Genomic DNA, 13,109 nt, shown 5'->3' with positions numbered 1-13,109 from the left:
GCGCGAGCATCCCCGGGCGTCTGTACCCATATCGGGAACATGTGCCAACCGTTGAGCCGAAGCGCGCGCAAACGCAAGATATGGACTCACGCTTAACCAACCTTTAGACCCGCTGGAGACCTAACACATGCAATCTCGCAAGCTGTCGCTGATGTCGTTCGCCGTTGCGGCGATCGCGTTCGCTTTCACGATGGACGCACACGCGGCGACGCTCGCCGTGAGTAGTGTTCTCAATCATTCCGATTTCATCGGCGGCCACCTCGGCGCCGCCGCGCTCGCGATCGGCTCTGTTGCTACGGCTGGCGCCGACGGGTCGGTGAAGCATGCGGCAACCAAGTTTTTCCGCATCGCTGTCGAAGGCGCGACAAGTGACGGCCGGAGCATTGATCGCGCATCGCTGGTGCAGATGGCGAAGAACTACAACCCCGACGTGTATGGCGCACGGCTGAACCTCGAACACTACCGCGGCATCATCCCGGATAGCCCGTTCAAGGCATACGGCGACGTGATCGCACTGGAAACCCGCGATGAAACCGGGCCGCTCGCCGGAAAGCTCGGCCTGTATGCCCAGATCGCGCCGACGACCGACCTCGTCGCACTGACGAAGGCCAAGCAGAAGATTTACACGTCGTGCGAAATCGATCCGTCATTCGCTGACACGAATCAGGCGTACCTGGTCGGCCTCGCCGTGACCGACAGCCCCGCAAGCCTCGGCACGCAGATTCTTTCTTTCGCAGCTCAAAACCCGACGGCATCGCCGTTCGCTAGTCGCAAGCTGTCGCCGGCGAACCTCTTCACGGCGGCCGAGCCGGCGACGATCGAGCTGGATGAAACGGCACCGACGCCGAGCATTGGAGCGCTGTTCTCCCGCGTCGCCGAACTGCTCGGCATGTCGAAAAAGAAAGACGCGAGCGACGAAACGCGATTCGCTGACGTAAGCCAGGCCATCGAAGCGCTCGCAACGCACGGCAAGCAACAGGCCGACGCGGTCGTCGCCCTCACGAAGACTGTCAAGGATCTGTCCGATCTGCGCGAAGCCGACCGCCAGGCATTCGACGAACTGCACACGCAGCTTTCGACGACCAGCGGCACGCAGGCGCGGCCGCCGGCAACCGGCGCCCCCGCTGCTGTTGTCACCGACTGCTAACCCGCATTCGTCCCCCTCACCGTTTCCCCGGAGAATTTTTAGATGCGCAATGAGACCCGCGAAAAGTTCGATGCCTACGTCGAAACTGTCGCCAAGCTGAACGGCGTTTCGAACGCCACCAAGAAATTTGCTGTCTCGCCCAGCGTGCAGCAAAAGCTCGAAACCCGCATTCAGGAGTCGAGCGAATTTCTGAAGCGCGTCAACATGATCGGCGTGACCGAACAGCAGGGCGAAAAACTCGGCCTCGGTATCGGCTCGCCGATCGCCGGCACGACCGACACCACGAAACAGGATCGCGAAACGACTGACGTTAGCGACCTCGACGCCAAGGGTTACATCTGCACGCAGACGAACTTCGATTCACACATCACGTATGCGAAGCTCGACGCGTGGGCGAAGTTCGCCGACTTCCAGGCGAAATTGCGTGATGCGATCGTGAAGCGTCAGGCGCTCGACCGCATCGCGATCGGCTTCAATGGCACGTCGCGCGCGGCAACGTCCGACCGCACGAAGAACCCGCTTTTGCAGGACGTCAATAAGGGCTGGTTGCAGAAATATCGTGACGAAGCCGCGGCACGCGTGCTGCACGAAGGTACGAAAGCGGCCGGCAAGGTGCAGGTAGGCAAGGGCGGCGATTACGAAAACCTCGACGCACTGGTTTTCGACATTCTCGCGAGCATGGTCGATCCGTGGCACCAGGACGATACCGGCCTGTTTGTTTTCTGCGGCCGTGGCCTGATGCACGACAAGTATTTCCCGATCATCAACACGACGCAGGCGCCGACTGAAACCCTCGCCGCGGACGTGATCGTGAGCCAGAAGCGCATTGGCGGCCTGCCGGCGGTAAGCGTGCCGTTCTTCCCGCCTCATGCCTTGCTGATTACGCGTTTCGACAACCTGTCGATCTACACGCAGGACGGCGGGCGCCGGCGCAACATCGTCGATAACTCGAAGCGCGACCGTATCGAGAACTACGAATCGAGCAACGATGCGTATGTCGTCGAAGATTTCGGCTGCGGTGCGATGGCTGAAAACATCGAACTTCTGCCGAAGGCCGCGTGATGAAAAGCCCCGCCCAACGCCATTACGAGCGCGTCTCGGCCGAACTGGCGGCGGCCTCGGCCGCGCCTGGCGGGTCGCTCGCCGGCGCGAGCGCGTACGAGCTGATGCTTGCGAAGCTGGCGACCGATCGTCGGCGCCTGAAAGCGATCCAGTCGATCGAACGCAAGATCGACGTGAAGCGCGCCGAGCTGCTGCCCGAGTACGTCGATTATGTCGCGGGCGCACTGAGCGGCGGGCGGGGCGCGCAGGACGACGTTCTTACGACCGTAATGATCTGGCGCGTCGATGCGGGCGACTTCGCCGGCGCGCTCGATATCGCCCGGTACGCGCTCGCGCACCGCATGACATTGCCGGACCAGTACGACCGGCCGCTCGCGACCGCGATCGCCGAAGAATTCGCACAGGCAGCGCTGGCGGCGTTCAAGCTCGGCGACACGTTCGACGCGAACCAGCTCGCCGAAGTGATGGCGCTGACCGGGTCGGCCGACATGCACGACCAGGTACGCGCCAAGCTGCATAAGGCGCTTGGCAAAGCGCTGCAGGAGACCGACCAGACGGCGGCCCTCGATCACCTACGCCGCGCGTTGCAGCTCGACGAACGCGCTGGCGTGAAACAGGACATTGCCCGGCTCGAAACCGAGCTGAGCGATGCGACCGGCACCAAAGCCGGCCGCAAGTAAGGAGCCCCCCCGGCATGGCGGCGCCGGCTGACGAAACGCAACACCTGACGGAAACGCGTTTCCGACGCCGGCCCACCGCCATCATTTTCTGAGCCATGTCCCATGAGTAGCTTTCTCGCGACCGCTGAACCGACCACGCCCCAGACACCGGGCTCGCCGGCCAATGCCGCGATTGTCACAAACGATGGCTGGTTTCCCGACATCGACATGAACGCCTTGCGCGCCTCGATGCGGCTCGACGGCACCGCGACACATGAGCGCTTGCGCGACGCCACGATCGATGCGATCGCCAGCATCAATGCGGAGCTGGACACATGGCAAGCCGCCCAGGTCGCGGCCGGTTATGCCGATCTGGCCGCCGTACCGGCGCCAAACATCGGCGGCGAAAGTGTGCAGCTCACGCGCTATCGCCGTTCCGTTTTCAACCTCACACACGCGGACCTCACCGAGCGGTACCGCGATTTCGATTCGACGAAATCGGGCGGGCAGAAGGCCGAAGACCTCGAAACGACCATATGCGACGCGCGCCGGAATGTGCGCTGGGCACTGAGCGACATGCGCGGCTTGCCGCGCTCCACCATTGAGCTGATCTGATGATCGTAACTGCACAACAGGGCGACACTGTCGATTCCCTTTGCTGGCGCCACTACGGCCGCACCGATAGCACGGTTGAGGCGGTACTCGAAGCAAATGCGGGTCTCGCCGATTACGGCGTATTTCTGCCGATCGGCACCCCTGTTTTTCTTCCCGAGCTGGCGAGTGTCGATACATCGACGCCTCTCTTGCAACTGTTTGACTGATTGAACCACTCGCACCCAGGAGCCGACATGGCCGAACCGAGCACTACCACCCTCGCACTGTCGGCCGCGATCGGCCTCGCGAGCCTCGCGCCGGGTATCGACGGCAACGCGCTGATTGGCGCCTTCACGGGCGCCGCGCTTGTCGTCGTCACGTCGAAGGATATCGGCGCGCTAAAGCGCGTCGCCTACATGCTGATTTCGCTGGTGATGGGCTATCTGGCCGCGCCTGAGATCGTCACCGCGACACCGATCAAGTCAACCGGCGTGGCGGCGTTCTTCGCGGCAGCACTGGTTATTACAGTGACGCTGCAACTGATTGACCGGGTCAAAACGCTCGACTTGTTCGCGATGTTCAGGAAAGGAGGGTAAGCCATGCTGACTCCAATCGCCCTGATCGCTCTCGCGGCCTACGTCGCCGCAATCGTGCGCGTGCTGACGTTTCGCAGGCAGGGCGCACGGCACCGTCGCCATGTTTCATGGGTCGCCTGGGCGCTTGTCGTCGTCCTGGGCGGCTCGGCGATCGAGCTGGCGCTACACGTGAAATCTGTCGGCATTTTCGAAACCGGCTCGGCTGTACTGCTGGCCCTGTTTGTGTTTGGTGTGCGCGGCAACGTTGCGCGCCTGCTCTGGAGCAATGAACCATGAAGACGCACCGTTTTGGCGACCGCGGCGACGATGTAGGCCTGTTGCAACGCCGCCTGATTCGCGCCGGCTACCCACTCGAAGTCACGCACCTGTACGACGCCGCGACCGAAGCCGCGGTGATCGCGCTGCAGAAGAAAGCCGGCCTGATCGACGACGGCGTCGCCGGCCCGAAGACACTGGCCGCGCTCGCGACTGGCCGGCGGGACCCTAAACACTTGGCGCTGGCCGATCTCGTCGCGGCGGCCGACACGCTAGGCGTGCCGCTCGCATGCGTGCGCGCCGTCAATGAGGTGGAATCAAGTGGATCGGGTTTTCTGCTCGACGGCCGGCCGGCGATCCTGTTCGAACGCCACAAATTCTGGAAACAGCTACAGGCACGCGGCATCGATCCGGCGCCGATCGCGGCGAAGTATCCGAACATCCTTTCGCAGACCGCCGGCGGCTACCTCGGCAAGGCGGCCGAGTACACGCGCCTGGCATCGGCCGAGCTGATCGACGCCGGCGCCGCGTATGAGTCGGCGAGCTGGGGCGCATTCCAGGTGATGGGCTATCACTGGCAACGGCTCGGTTATTCGAGCATCGACGATTTCGTCGCGCGCATGGAAAACGGCGAAGCCGACCAGCTCGACGCGTTCGTGCGCTATGTGGCGGCCGACGCGGGCTTGCTTTCGGCGCTGAAGGGCAGGAAGTGGGCGGCGTTCGCCAAGGGCTACAACGGCGCGGATTACGCCCGCAACCTGTACGACGCGAAGCTTGCACAGGCTTATCTCAAGTACGCCGAGCCGACCAAGGCGGTCGCATGAACGCGCTTGCCGCACGTCTTGTTGCCCGCGTCGTCGCCGGCGTCGTCGCGCTGCTGCTGATCGTCGCCGGCGTCCAGTACGTGCGCGAGCTGCGCGCCGAGCTGGGTGGCGCACAGGATGCCGCCAAACGTGCCAGGGACGATCTGGCCGGCCGTGACGAAACAATCAGGCACCTGCAGAACGATGCGGCCGACAAGGCAAAGCAACAGCGCAAGCTCGATGCCGATCGCAACAGCATCGACGCCAAGCTCGCCGGTATCCGTGACGAAATCAGGAGATACAACAATGAAAGCGCAGAATTCCGCGCGTGGGCTGCTGGTGCTTTGCCTGCTGACGTTGTCCGCATGCACGCAAGCCCCGCTCTCACCGGCGCCGCCGATTACCTTGCAAGAGTGCCAGGCGGTGACGCGCTGCACGCTGCCGGCGATGGCCCCGACCACTAACGGCGCTCTCGACGACGCGCTACACATGGCTAAGGCCGCGTGGGCAGCATGCGCGGCAAAGGTCGATATGGTGTTCGACTGCCAGACCAAAGCCACGAACCGCACGACGCTGGCAGCCGACCATGATTAAACCGGCGAGCCTACGCGCTGCGCTCGTCGCGGCAATTCCTTCACTCAGGATCAACCCCGACGCGCTCACCGTCTTTATCGATCGCGGCTCGATCGCCGCCACCGGAAGCCACACGCTATCGTTCGAGTATCGCTATGTGTGCAATGCGCTCCTGCTCGACTTCGCCGGCGAAGAGGACGACGTCTTTATCGCCCTTGTCGCGTGGGTCCGCGAGAATCAGCCGGACCTCGTGACGAACCTCGACGAACGCGCGAACGGCATCACTTACGAGATCGACATACTGAGCAATGCGACGGTCGATATCTCGATCAAGCTGGCGCTAACAGAAAGTGTCGTCGTGTCTGTCGATACTGAGGGCAAGCGCACCGTGACACACGTCAATGACGCGGCCGAAGAGTGGGTGGCTCCCTGATGGATGAATTGCAAGCCGTTGAGAGGTTCCTGGGCGGTCTGCTCGGCAAGCTCGAACCGGCCGCGCGCCGGGTCGCGATGCGCGACATTGCGCGCGAGCTGCGCCGCAGTCACCAGACGCGCATCGCCTCCCAGAAGAATCCGAACGGCACCGCATACGACGCGCGCAAGCCTCGCAGGCAACCGGACGGCAGACTACGCGACAAGCGCGGCCGCATCAAACGCGTCGCGATGTTTGCCAAGCTGCGCACCGCACGCTATCTCAAGACAGAGGCAGATTCGAACGGCCTCGCGCTCGGCTTCGCTGGCCGCGTCTCGCGCGTGGCACGTGTTCACCAGTTCGGCGAGACTGATCGCGTCGCACCGCGCGGCGTCGAATACAAGTATCCGGCACGCGTGCTGCTCGGCTTCACCCTTGAGGAGCGTGAACTGATACGCGACATGTTGCTGAAACACATCGCCAGATAGCCCCCGTTTTCAGGGGCGTTTGTACCCAAACCCGTTACACGCGGCGTTGCTCGCATCGCGCGCGTGCGGCCGGCAACATGGCCGGATGGACGCTAACGAAATCCGCCGACTCATCATCAATCTGATCCGCAAGGGGTCAGTGATGAAAGTTGACCTCACCAGCAAACCGCCCACGTGCCGCGTGTCGGTCGGCGACCCCGACGACCCTGCCGGCGACGGTCTGCAAACGAACTGGCTGCCATTCCTCTCGCTGCGAGCGGGGAAAACCCGCGAATGGAATCCGCCGACCGAAGGCGAACAGGTCATTCTCTTTTGCCCGATGGGCGACCCGGCGCAAGGCGTCGTTCTCTGCGGCCTCTCATCCGACGATTACCCGGCCCCTAGCGATAGTCCAGACAAGCATTTGCGCGCCTATCCGGATGGCGCGACCGTCGAGTATGACCACGCAGCTCACGCGCTCAAAGCCGAACTGCCGGCCGGCGCGACGGTGCTGATCGTCGCGCCCGGTGCAGTCAACGTGCAGACGCAAACGGCGACCGTGCAAGCCGACGACGTGATGCTCGATGCGAAGCAGACGACCGTAACCGGCAACATGCTGGTTAAAGGCGCGTTCGTTTTCGAAGGTGGCATGAGTGGCAAGGCGGGCGCAAACGGCGGGCCTGCCGCAATTATCGCGGGCACCGTCGCCGTGAGCGATGACGTGATCGCCGGCGGCAAGAGCGGGGCGCATCACAAGCACATGGAAGAGGGTGACGGCAAGCCAGTGAGCGAACCGCTATGAAAGGCATGAACGCCATCACCGGCCGCGCGATCGCCGACCTCGACCACCTGTACCAGTCCGTGGGCAAGATCGCCTCGACGCCGCTCGCCTCGTGCATCAAGCGCCGCACGTTCGGTTCTGATCTTTTTTCCTACGTCGATGCAGCGAACAACGGCGCGACTCGCACTCGCCTCTACGCCGCGATCGCCACCGCCCTGATGTTGTGGGAGCCGCGCATCACGCTGACGCGCGTGCAGCTCGTAACCGACGAATCGGAGACGGACGGCAAAGCGTTTATTGATATCGAAGGATTTACGACTGTATCCGGCGATGCCGTGCGCACGCGCGTCCCGCTTAACCTTGGGAGCGTCGCATGACCACGTCCGCACTGATCGACCTCGCGAGCCTGCCGATTCCCGACGCGCTGGAGCTGCTCGACTTCGAAACAATCTATTCGACGCGAAAGGCCAGCCTGATTGCGCTATGGCCGGCCGACCAGCAAGCCGAGATTGCAGCGACGGTTGAGCTTGAATCTGAACCGCTCGCGCGGCTGCTGCAGGAAAACAGCTATCGCGAACTGGTTTGGCGTCAACGCGTCAATGATGCGATCCGCGCCGTCATGCTTGCGTTTGCAAAGGGTAACGACCTGGAACAGCGTGCGGCGCTGTTCGGACTGAAACGCCTCGTTATCACACCGGCCGATCCGGCGAACAACGTCGCCGAAGTTGACGAAGGCGACGACGACTTACGCGAACGTATCCAGCTCGCGCCGCAAGGCTTTAGTGTCGCCGGTCCCGGCGCCGCGTATGTGTCGAAGGCGCGCGCGGCTGATGCACGTGTCCTCGACGCCAGAAGCTCACGCCCGGTTCCGGGCGACGTCCTGGTGACGATCCTGTCACGCCAGGGCGACGGCACCGCCGGCCGTGATCTGCTCGACATTGTTGAAGCTGCGTTGAGTGCGGAGGATCAGCGCCCGCTCAACGACACGGTAACCGCGGAGTCAGCCGAGATCGTCCGGTATCGCATCCGAGCGAAGGGTTACACGCGCTCGGCCGTTGGAGCCGACGTGCTGATCGCGCAGGCCAACAAGAACACGCAGGCTTATACCGTCACTTCTCACCGCCTGGGTGTGGGTATCGCCGAATCAGCCATCAAGGGCGTTTGTCAGGCTGCAGGCCTGTCGAAAACCGAGCTGCTTGAACCTGCCGGCGACCTGGTTATCGGCCCCACGCAGGCCTCGTACTGCGAAGGCGTGGAGATCGCATGGGGCGGCGTCTATGAATAGGCTTCTGCCGCCCAATGCGACGACGCTGGAAAAACGCACGGCGACGGCGCTGGCTGTCGTCGACGAAATGCCGATCCTGATCCGCGATTACTGGAACCCGGACAAGTGTCCCGCTGCGCTGCTGCCGTATCTGGCCGCAGAGGTTTCCGTCGATGGCTGGGAGCTGGCCGAGTCCGACGGCGCTCGCCGCGCACTCATCAAGGCCGCGATCCCACTGCACCAGAAGCGCGGCACGCCGTGGGCAATCCGTGAGGTTATCCGCCGGCTCGGCTTTGGTGAGGTGACGCTTGTCGAAGGGCGGCGCATCCGCCGGCGTGACGGCTCGACCACCCGTAACGGCGATTACCTGCACGGCGACCCTACAGCGTGGGCGCAATACATCGTCAAGCTCACCCGGCCCATTACCCGCGACCAGGCGGACAACCTGAAAGCCGTTCTCGAACGGTATGCGCCGCAGCGATCGCTGCTGGCATCACTCGACTATCGCGCGGCACCGATCCGGCACAACGGCACCGCGACACGAAACGGCCAATACAACAGAGGGAGCGCTACCTAATGGCGAATCTAGTAGAAAACCCCCAATGGGAAGCCGGGGTCTATCAATACGAAACATCGGACCCGGTCGAAGGCGGCCCCGATGGTATCGACAATGTGCAGGCTCGCCAGCTCGCGAACCGCACCGCCTATCTCAAGGCCCAGCAGGAAGCCCACGCAGGCGCGGTCAACCCGCATGCGCAGTATCAGACGGCAAACCAGGTGCAAGCGCTGATTACGGCCGCAATCAATGCGCTCGTCGCTGCCGCACCCGGTTCCCTCGACACGCTCAAGGAACTGGCCGACGCGATTGGCGATGATCCGAATTTCGCCATGACGATGACGAACGCGCTTGCGAAGAAGGCGCCGCTCGACTCGCCATTTTTCACCGGCTCGCCCAAGGTTCCGACGCAAGCCCTTACCGATAGCAGCCTTCTAGCTGCATCGACGGCGTTCGTCCAGGCGCTTATCGCGACTGGCATTCAGTCCAGCGGAAAAATAAGTGGCGTCAACAAACCCAATCTGCTTTTCAACGGTTCAGGTGAATTCGGCAATACCGGATGGCAAAGCACCAACTATTCGGCCATTCGTGGAAGCGTAGGAGAGGGTTTCCTGTTCTCCAATACTGCGAATATCAACTCGACCATCGTCGATGTATCAACGCCTTTTGCGATCGGGCCGAACGTCGTCCTTAACCTTTCCGGTGAGATTGACACCCACGGCATGACGGCCGGTCATGGGGCCATTGACATTCAATGCTATGACTCGGCAATGACCGTGATCGGCACCATAGCGACCACTTATATCAACTTCGGCAAGACCTACACATTCGTTAGCGCCACCGGCACAACGCCGGCCGGCACTGCATATGTCGCTGTACGACGCTATGCAGACACAAGCCCGGTAATCACACCTTTCGGACTTATCTTTCGCCGACTTAAGGTCGAAACCGGAAGCGCGCCGTCTCTGTTCTCACATGAGGCGAGCATTGCGTCGCTGGCGGCCCTGTTCGCTAACTCGTTGGGCACGACCGGATATCAAAAACTGCCGGGAGGGTTGATTTTGCAATGGGGCAATTCGCCTCAATCAAGTGCAAGTGCGGCCGCTACCGTCACGTTACCGCTGACGTTCCCGAACGGATGCATTGCGCTGTTGATGACTGATTCCGGCAACGCGGCCTATTCGTACGGTCCGACAGCGTGGGCCGGAGCAAAAACGTCGTTTCAATTCTTTGCCAAGCTGGGAGCGACACAAGTCGCCGGGGCAACTGGCATTTACCTGGCGCTAGGAAGCTGAATCATGGGTCAAAAACAAGCCGCATACGACTCTACCGGCGCAATCGTCGCCTTTTACGATACGACCGATAGCCCCGCACCAGAAGGCATCGCGGTCGCCAATATCACAGATGAGCAATGGCAATTTCTGCTCGATGGTCAAGCGAAAGGGAAGCGCATGACTATCGGTGCGACTGGATCGCCGGCATTGCTCGAACCGCTTCCGGCTTCGCGCGCAGACCTGGCCGCAACGAAGCGTGTTGCGCGCGACGTGGCGCTCGCATCAACAGATTGGCTCGTTTCCCGTCACCAGGACGAAAGACTGATCGGTAACGGCACGAGCCTCACGGCCGACCAGTTCACCACGTTACTCAAATATCGCCAGGCGCTGCGCGATCTCGCCGATGTAACCGGCTGGCCGAGTGTCGCTCTGCCGGCGGCCCCTGATTTCGTGACCGCGATCGCCTGATCGCCTCTCTCTGTTCTCATCATCTGGAGTCACCAATATGGCGCAGGACCAATATCACCACGGCGTAAGTACCTACGAAATCAATCAGGGTTCGCGCCCGATCCGCACAGTTTCGACCGCAGTACTCGGCCTCGTTTGCACAGCCGAAGATGCTGACGCCGAAACTTTCCCGCTCGATACGCCCGTGCTACTGACGAACGTCGTCGGTGCGCTCGGTAAGGCCGGCACCAAGGGCACACTTCGCAAGGCGTTGACGGGCATTGGTGCGCAGACGAAGCCTTTCACGATCGTTGTGCGCGTCGCTGAGGGCAAGGACGCGGCCGAGACGACGAGCAACGTGATCGGCACCGTTACGGCCGCCGGCAAATATACCGGCATGAAGGCGCTGCTCACGTCGCAGGCCCGGTTCGGCATGAAGCCGCGCATTCTCGGCGCTCCGTTCCTCGACACGCAAGCCGTAACGGCGGGATTCGTGACGATCGCCCAATCGCTCGGCGGTTTTATCTACTCGCATGCAAACGGCTGCAAAACGAAGGAGGAAGCCACCGCCTATCGCAAACAGTTCGCCGCGCGCGAATTGATGGTGATCTGGCCGAATTACCTCGCATGGGACGACACAACCAGCTCGACCGTTGAAGTCCCGGCCGTGGCCTACGCAATGGGTCTGCGCGCGAAGATCGACAACGATATCGGCTGGCACAAGACGCTGTCGAATGTCGCCGTCAATGGCGTGACCGGTATCAGCGCTGACGTGTCGTGGGATCTGCAGGACCCGGCGACCGATGCGAACTACCTGAACGAACAGGAAGTGACAACGCTCATCAATCACGATGGATATCGCTTCTGGGGTTCGCGCACCTGTTCGGACGAACCAAAGTTCAAGTTTGAGAACTACACGCGCACCGCACAGGTTCTCAAGGATTCGATCGCACAGGCACAAATGCCGGTTGTGGATGGCCCGCTGAATCCGTCGCTGATGCGTGACGTGATCGAGAGCATCAACGGCAAATTCCGCAGCCTGATATCGCTCGGCTACCTGATCGGTGGCACGTCATGGTTCGACCCGGAGCCCAACACGACCGACGAGCTGCAGGACGGTCATGCATACGTCGATTACGACTACACGCCGGTTCCCCCGCTGGAAAACCTCACGTTGCGTCAGCGCATCACGGACCGATATCTCGCCGACTTCGCCGCCCGCGTGAACGCATAAGCACGGCACAACCAGGAGAAAACAAACATGGGCATGCCTCGCAAACTCAAGGGTTTCAATCTGTTCCACAACGGCAACAATTTCAGGGGGCAGGTGGCCGAAGTCACCCTGCCGAAGCTCACGCGAAAGATGGAGGATTACCAGGGCGGCGGCATGAGCGGCCCGATCAAGGTGGATTTCGGCCAGGAAGGCATCCAGATGGAATGGACGTGCGGCGGCTTCATGTCCGAGGTTCTGAAACAGTACGGCATCACCACGCATGACGGCGTACAGCTGCGTTTCGCCGGCGGCTATCAGGCCGAAGATTCGGCCACGTACGACTCGATCGAAGTCGTCGTTAAGGGTCGCCACATGGAGATCGACCCTGGAACCGCGAAGGCGAAGGACGACACCGCTTTCAAGGTGACGACCGTCGCGAGCTATTACAAGCTCACAGTGAACGGTGAGGACATTATCGAGATCGACTTTGTCAACATGATCGAGAAGATCAACGGCACCGACCTGCTTGCGGCGCTGCGTACCGCGATCGGCCTGTAACGCGAGCGCCACACAACACCGGCCGGCCTGATCGATCGGGCAGGCCTCTCACTCTTTCATTTCAAAGGCAACACCATGCAAACCATCGACCAGGCGCCGAACACGAGCGCATCGACCGACACCAACGCGCCGGCGGCCGCCAGCAAAGACCCGAACACGCACACGCTCGACGTGCCGATCGTGCGCGGCTCGCAGACGATCGACACTGTCACGTTGCGCCGGCCGAAATCGGGCGAGCTGCGCGGCGTGACGCTGTCGGACCTTGTCAATCTCGACGTGACGGCGCTCTCGCGCGTGCTGCCGCGTATCAGCTCGCCGACGCTCACCGAGCAGGATGTGGCAAACCTCGACCCGGCTGACCTGGTGCAACTGGGGGGCATTTTTTCCGGTTTTTTAATGACGAAGGCGATCGCCTCGAAAGTGGCATCCCTGATCGCGTAGAAGATCC

At 61.9% G+C, this 13,109-nt stretch carries 21 protein-coding genes; all 21 read left to right on the top strand.

Annotated features, from left to right (window positions below; all coding sequences use genetic code 11):
- Window positions 1-127: 127 nt before the first annotated feature.
- The 21 genes from M0D66_RS23430 (at window position 128) to M0D66_RS23330 (ending at window position 13,102) form a co-directional block, all read left to right on the top strand.
- Complete coding sequence (locus tag M0D66_RS23430; protein WP_266211703.1) at window positions 128-1,147, top strand: GPO family capsid scaffolding protein; 1,020 nt, start codon at window positions 128-130, stop codon at window positions 1,145-1,147.
- Window positions 1,148-1,189: 42 nt separating this feature from the next.
- Complete coding sequence (locus M0D66_RS23425) at window positions 1,190-2,209, top strand: phage major capsid protein, P2 family (RefSeq protein WP_266211702.1); 1,020 nt, start codon at window positions 1,190-1,192, stop codon at window positions 2,207-2,209.
- Window positions 2,209-2,889, top strand: coding sequence for a phage terminase small subunit (gene gpM / locus M0D66_RS23420; RefSeq protein WP_266211701.1), 681 nt, complete (start codon window positions 2,209-2,211; stop codon window positions 2,887-2,889). Before M0D66_RS23425 ends, gpM begins: the two co-directional genes overlap by 1 nt.
- A 102-nt stretch (window positions 2,890-2,991) precedes the next feature.
- A complete protein-coding gene (locus M0D66_RS23415) occupies window positions 2,992-3,483 on the top strand; it encodes a head completion/stabilization protein (protein WP_266211700.1) in 492 nt (163 codons plus the stop codon).
- Window positions 3,483-3,689, top strand: coding sequence for a tail protein X (locus M0D66_RS23410; RefSeq protein ID WP_211612096.1), 207 nt, complete (start codon window positions 3,483-3,485; stop codon window positions 3,687-3,689). The genes M0D66_RS23415 and M0D66_RS23410 overlap by 1 nt, the downstream gene beginning before the upstream one ends.
- Window positions 3,690-3,716: 27 nt before the next feature.
- Window positions 3,717-4,058: a putative holin gene (locus M0D66_RS23405; RefSeq protein WP_266211699.1), complete on the top strand. Its 342-nt coding sequence runs from the start codon at window positions 3,717-3,719 to the stop codon at window positions 4,056-4,058.
- Between the two features lie 3 nt (window positions 4,059-4,061).
- Window positions 4,062-4,334 (top strand): phage holin family protein, encoded by a 273-nt coding sequence (locus tag M0D66_RS23400; protein WP_266211698.1) that lies wholly within the window; start codon window positions 4,062-4,064, stop codon window positions 4,332-4,334.
- Window positions 4,331-5,137, top strand: coding sequence for an N-acetylmuramidase family protein (locus M0D66_RS23395; protein WP_266211697.1), 807 nt, complete (start codon window positions 4,331-4,333; stop codon window positions 5,135-5,137). The genes M0D66_RS23400 and M0D66_RS23395 overlap by 4 nt, the downstream gene beginning before the upstream one ends.
- Window positions 5,134-5,580: an Rz-like lysis system protein LysB gene (lysB, locus tag M0D66_RS23390; protein ID WP_266211696.1), complete on the top strand. Its 447-nt coding sequence runs from the start codon at window positions 5,134-5,136 to the stop codon at window positions 5,578-5,580. Before M0D66_RS23395 ends, lysB begins: the two co-directional genes overlap by 4 nt.
- Complete coding sequence (gene lysC, locus M0D66_RS23385) at window positions 5,474-5,710, top strand: Rz1-like lysis system protein LysC (RefSeq protein ID WP_266211695.1); 237 nt, start codon at window positions 5,474-5,476, stop codon at window positions 5,708-5,710. The genes lysB and lysC overlap by 107 nt, the downstream gene beginning before the upstream one ends.
- Entirely contained in the window at window positions 5,703-6,122 is a 420-nt protein-coding gene (locus M0D66_RS23380) for a phage tail protein (protein ID WP_266211694.1), read from the top strand. The genes lysC and M0D66_RS23380 overlap by 8 nt, the downstream gene beginning before the upstream one ends.
- Window positions 6,119-6,589, top strand: coding sequence for a phage virion morphogenesis protein (locus M0D66_RS23375; RefSeq protein ID WP_266211716.1), 471 nt, complete (start codon window positions 6,119-6,121; stop codon window positions 6,587-6,589). The genes M0D66_RS23380 and M0D66_RS23375 overlap by 4 nt, the downstream gene beginning before the upstream one ends.
- Window positions 6,590-6,731: 142 nt before the next feature.
- Window positions 6,732-7,370, top strand: coding sequence for a phage baseplate assembly protein V (locus M0D66_RS23370; protein WP_266211693.1), 639 nt, complete (start codon window positions 6,732-6,734; stop codon window positions 7,368-7,370).
- Window positions 7,367-7,726, top strand: a complete 360-nt coding sequence (locus M0D66_RS23365; RefSeq protein WP_266211692.1) for a GPW/gp25 family protein — start codon at window positions 7,367-7,369, stop codon at window positions 7,724-7,726. Before M0D66_RS23370 ends, M0D66_RS23365 begins: the two co-directional genes overlap by 4 nt.
- On the top strand, window positions 7,723-8,634 hold the full coding sequence (locus tag M0D66_RS23360; RefSeq protein ID WP_266211691.1) for a baseplate J/gp47 family protein: 912 nt from the start codon (window positions 7,723-7,725) through the stop codon (window positions 8,632-8,634). The genes M0D66_RS23365 and M0D66_RS23360 overlap by 4 nt, the downstream gene beginning before the upstream one ends.
- Window positions 8,627-9,190, top strand: a complete 564-nt coding sequence (locus M0D66_RS23355; protein WP_266211690.1) for a phage tail protein I — start codon at window positions 8,627-8,629, stop codon at window positions 9,188-9,190. Before M0D66_RS23360 ends, M0D66_RS23355 begins: the two co-directional genes overlap by 8 nt.
- Complete coding sequence (locus M0D66_RS23350) at window positions 9,190-10,464, top strand: hypothetical protein (protein ID WP_266211689.1); 1,275 nt, start codon at window positions 9,190-9,192, stop codon at window positions 10,462-10,464. The genes M0D66_RS23355 and M0D66_RS23350 overlap by 1 nt, the downstream gene beginning before the upstream one ends.
- Before the next feature lie 3 nt (window positions 10,465-10,467).
- On the top strand, window positions 10,468-10,911 hold the full coding sequence (locus tag M0D66_RS23345) for a phage tail assembly chaperone (RefSeq protein ID WP_266211688.1): 444 nt from the start codon (window positions 10,468-10,470) through the stop codon (window positions 10,909-10,911).
- A 37-nt stretch (window positions 10,912-10,948) separates the two neighbouring features.
- On the top strand, window positions 10,949-12,124 hold the full coding sequence (locus tag M0D66_RS23340) for a phage tail sheath protein (protein WP_266211687.1): 1,176 nt from the start codon (window positions 10,949-10,951) through the stop codon (window positions 12,122-12,124).
- A gap of 27 nt (window positions 12,125-12,151) precedes the next feature.
- A complete protein-coding gene (locus M0D66_RS23335; protein ID WP_256458100.1) occupies window positions 12,152-12,661 on the top strand; it encodes a phage major tail tube protein in 510 nt (169 codons plus the stop codon).
- Between the two features lie 75 nt (window positions 12,662-12,736).
- Complete coding sequence (locus tag M0D66_RS23330) at window positions 12,737-13,102, top strand: phage tail assembly protein (protein ID WP_266211686.1); 366 nt, start codon at window positions 12,737-12,739, stop codon at window positions 13,100-13,102.
- The last annotated feature ends 7 nt before the right edge of the window (window positions 13,103-13,109 follow it).

This window comes from Paraburkholderia sp. SECH2 (assembly GCF_030464795.1).
In the GTDB taxonomy this organism is placed as follows: Bacteria; Pseudomonadota; Gammaproteobacteria; order Burkholderiales; family Burkholderiaceae; genus Paraburkholderia; species Paraburkholderia aspalathi.
This window is presented reverse-complemented; position numbering and strand designations above follow the sequence as displayed.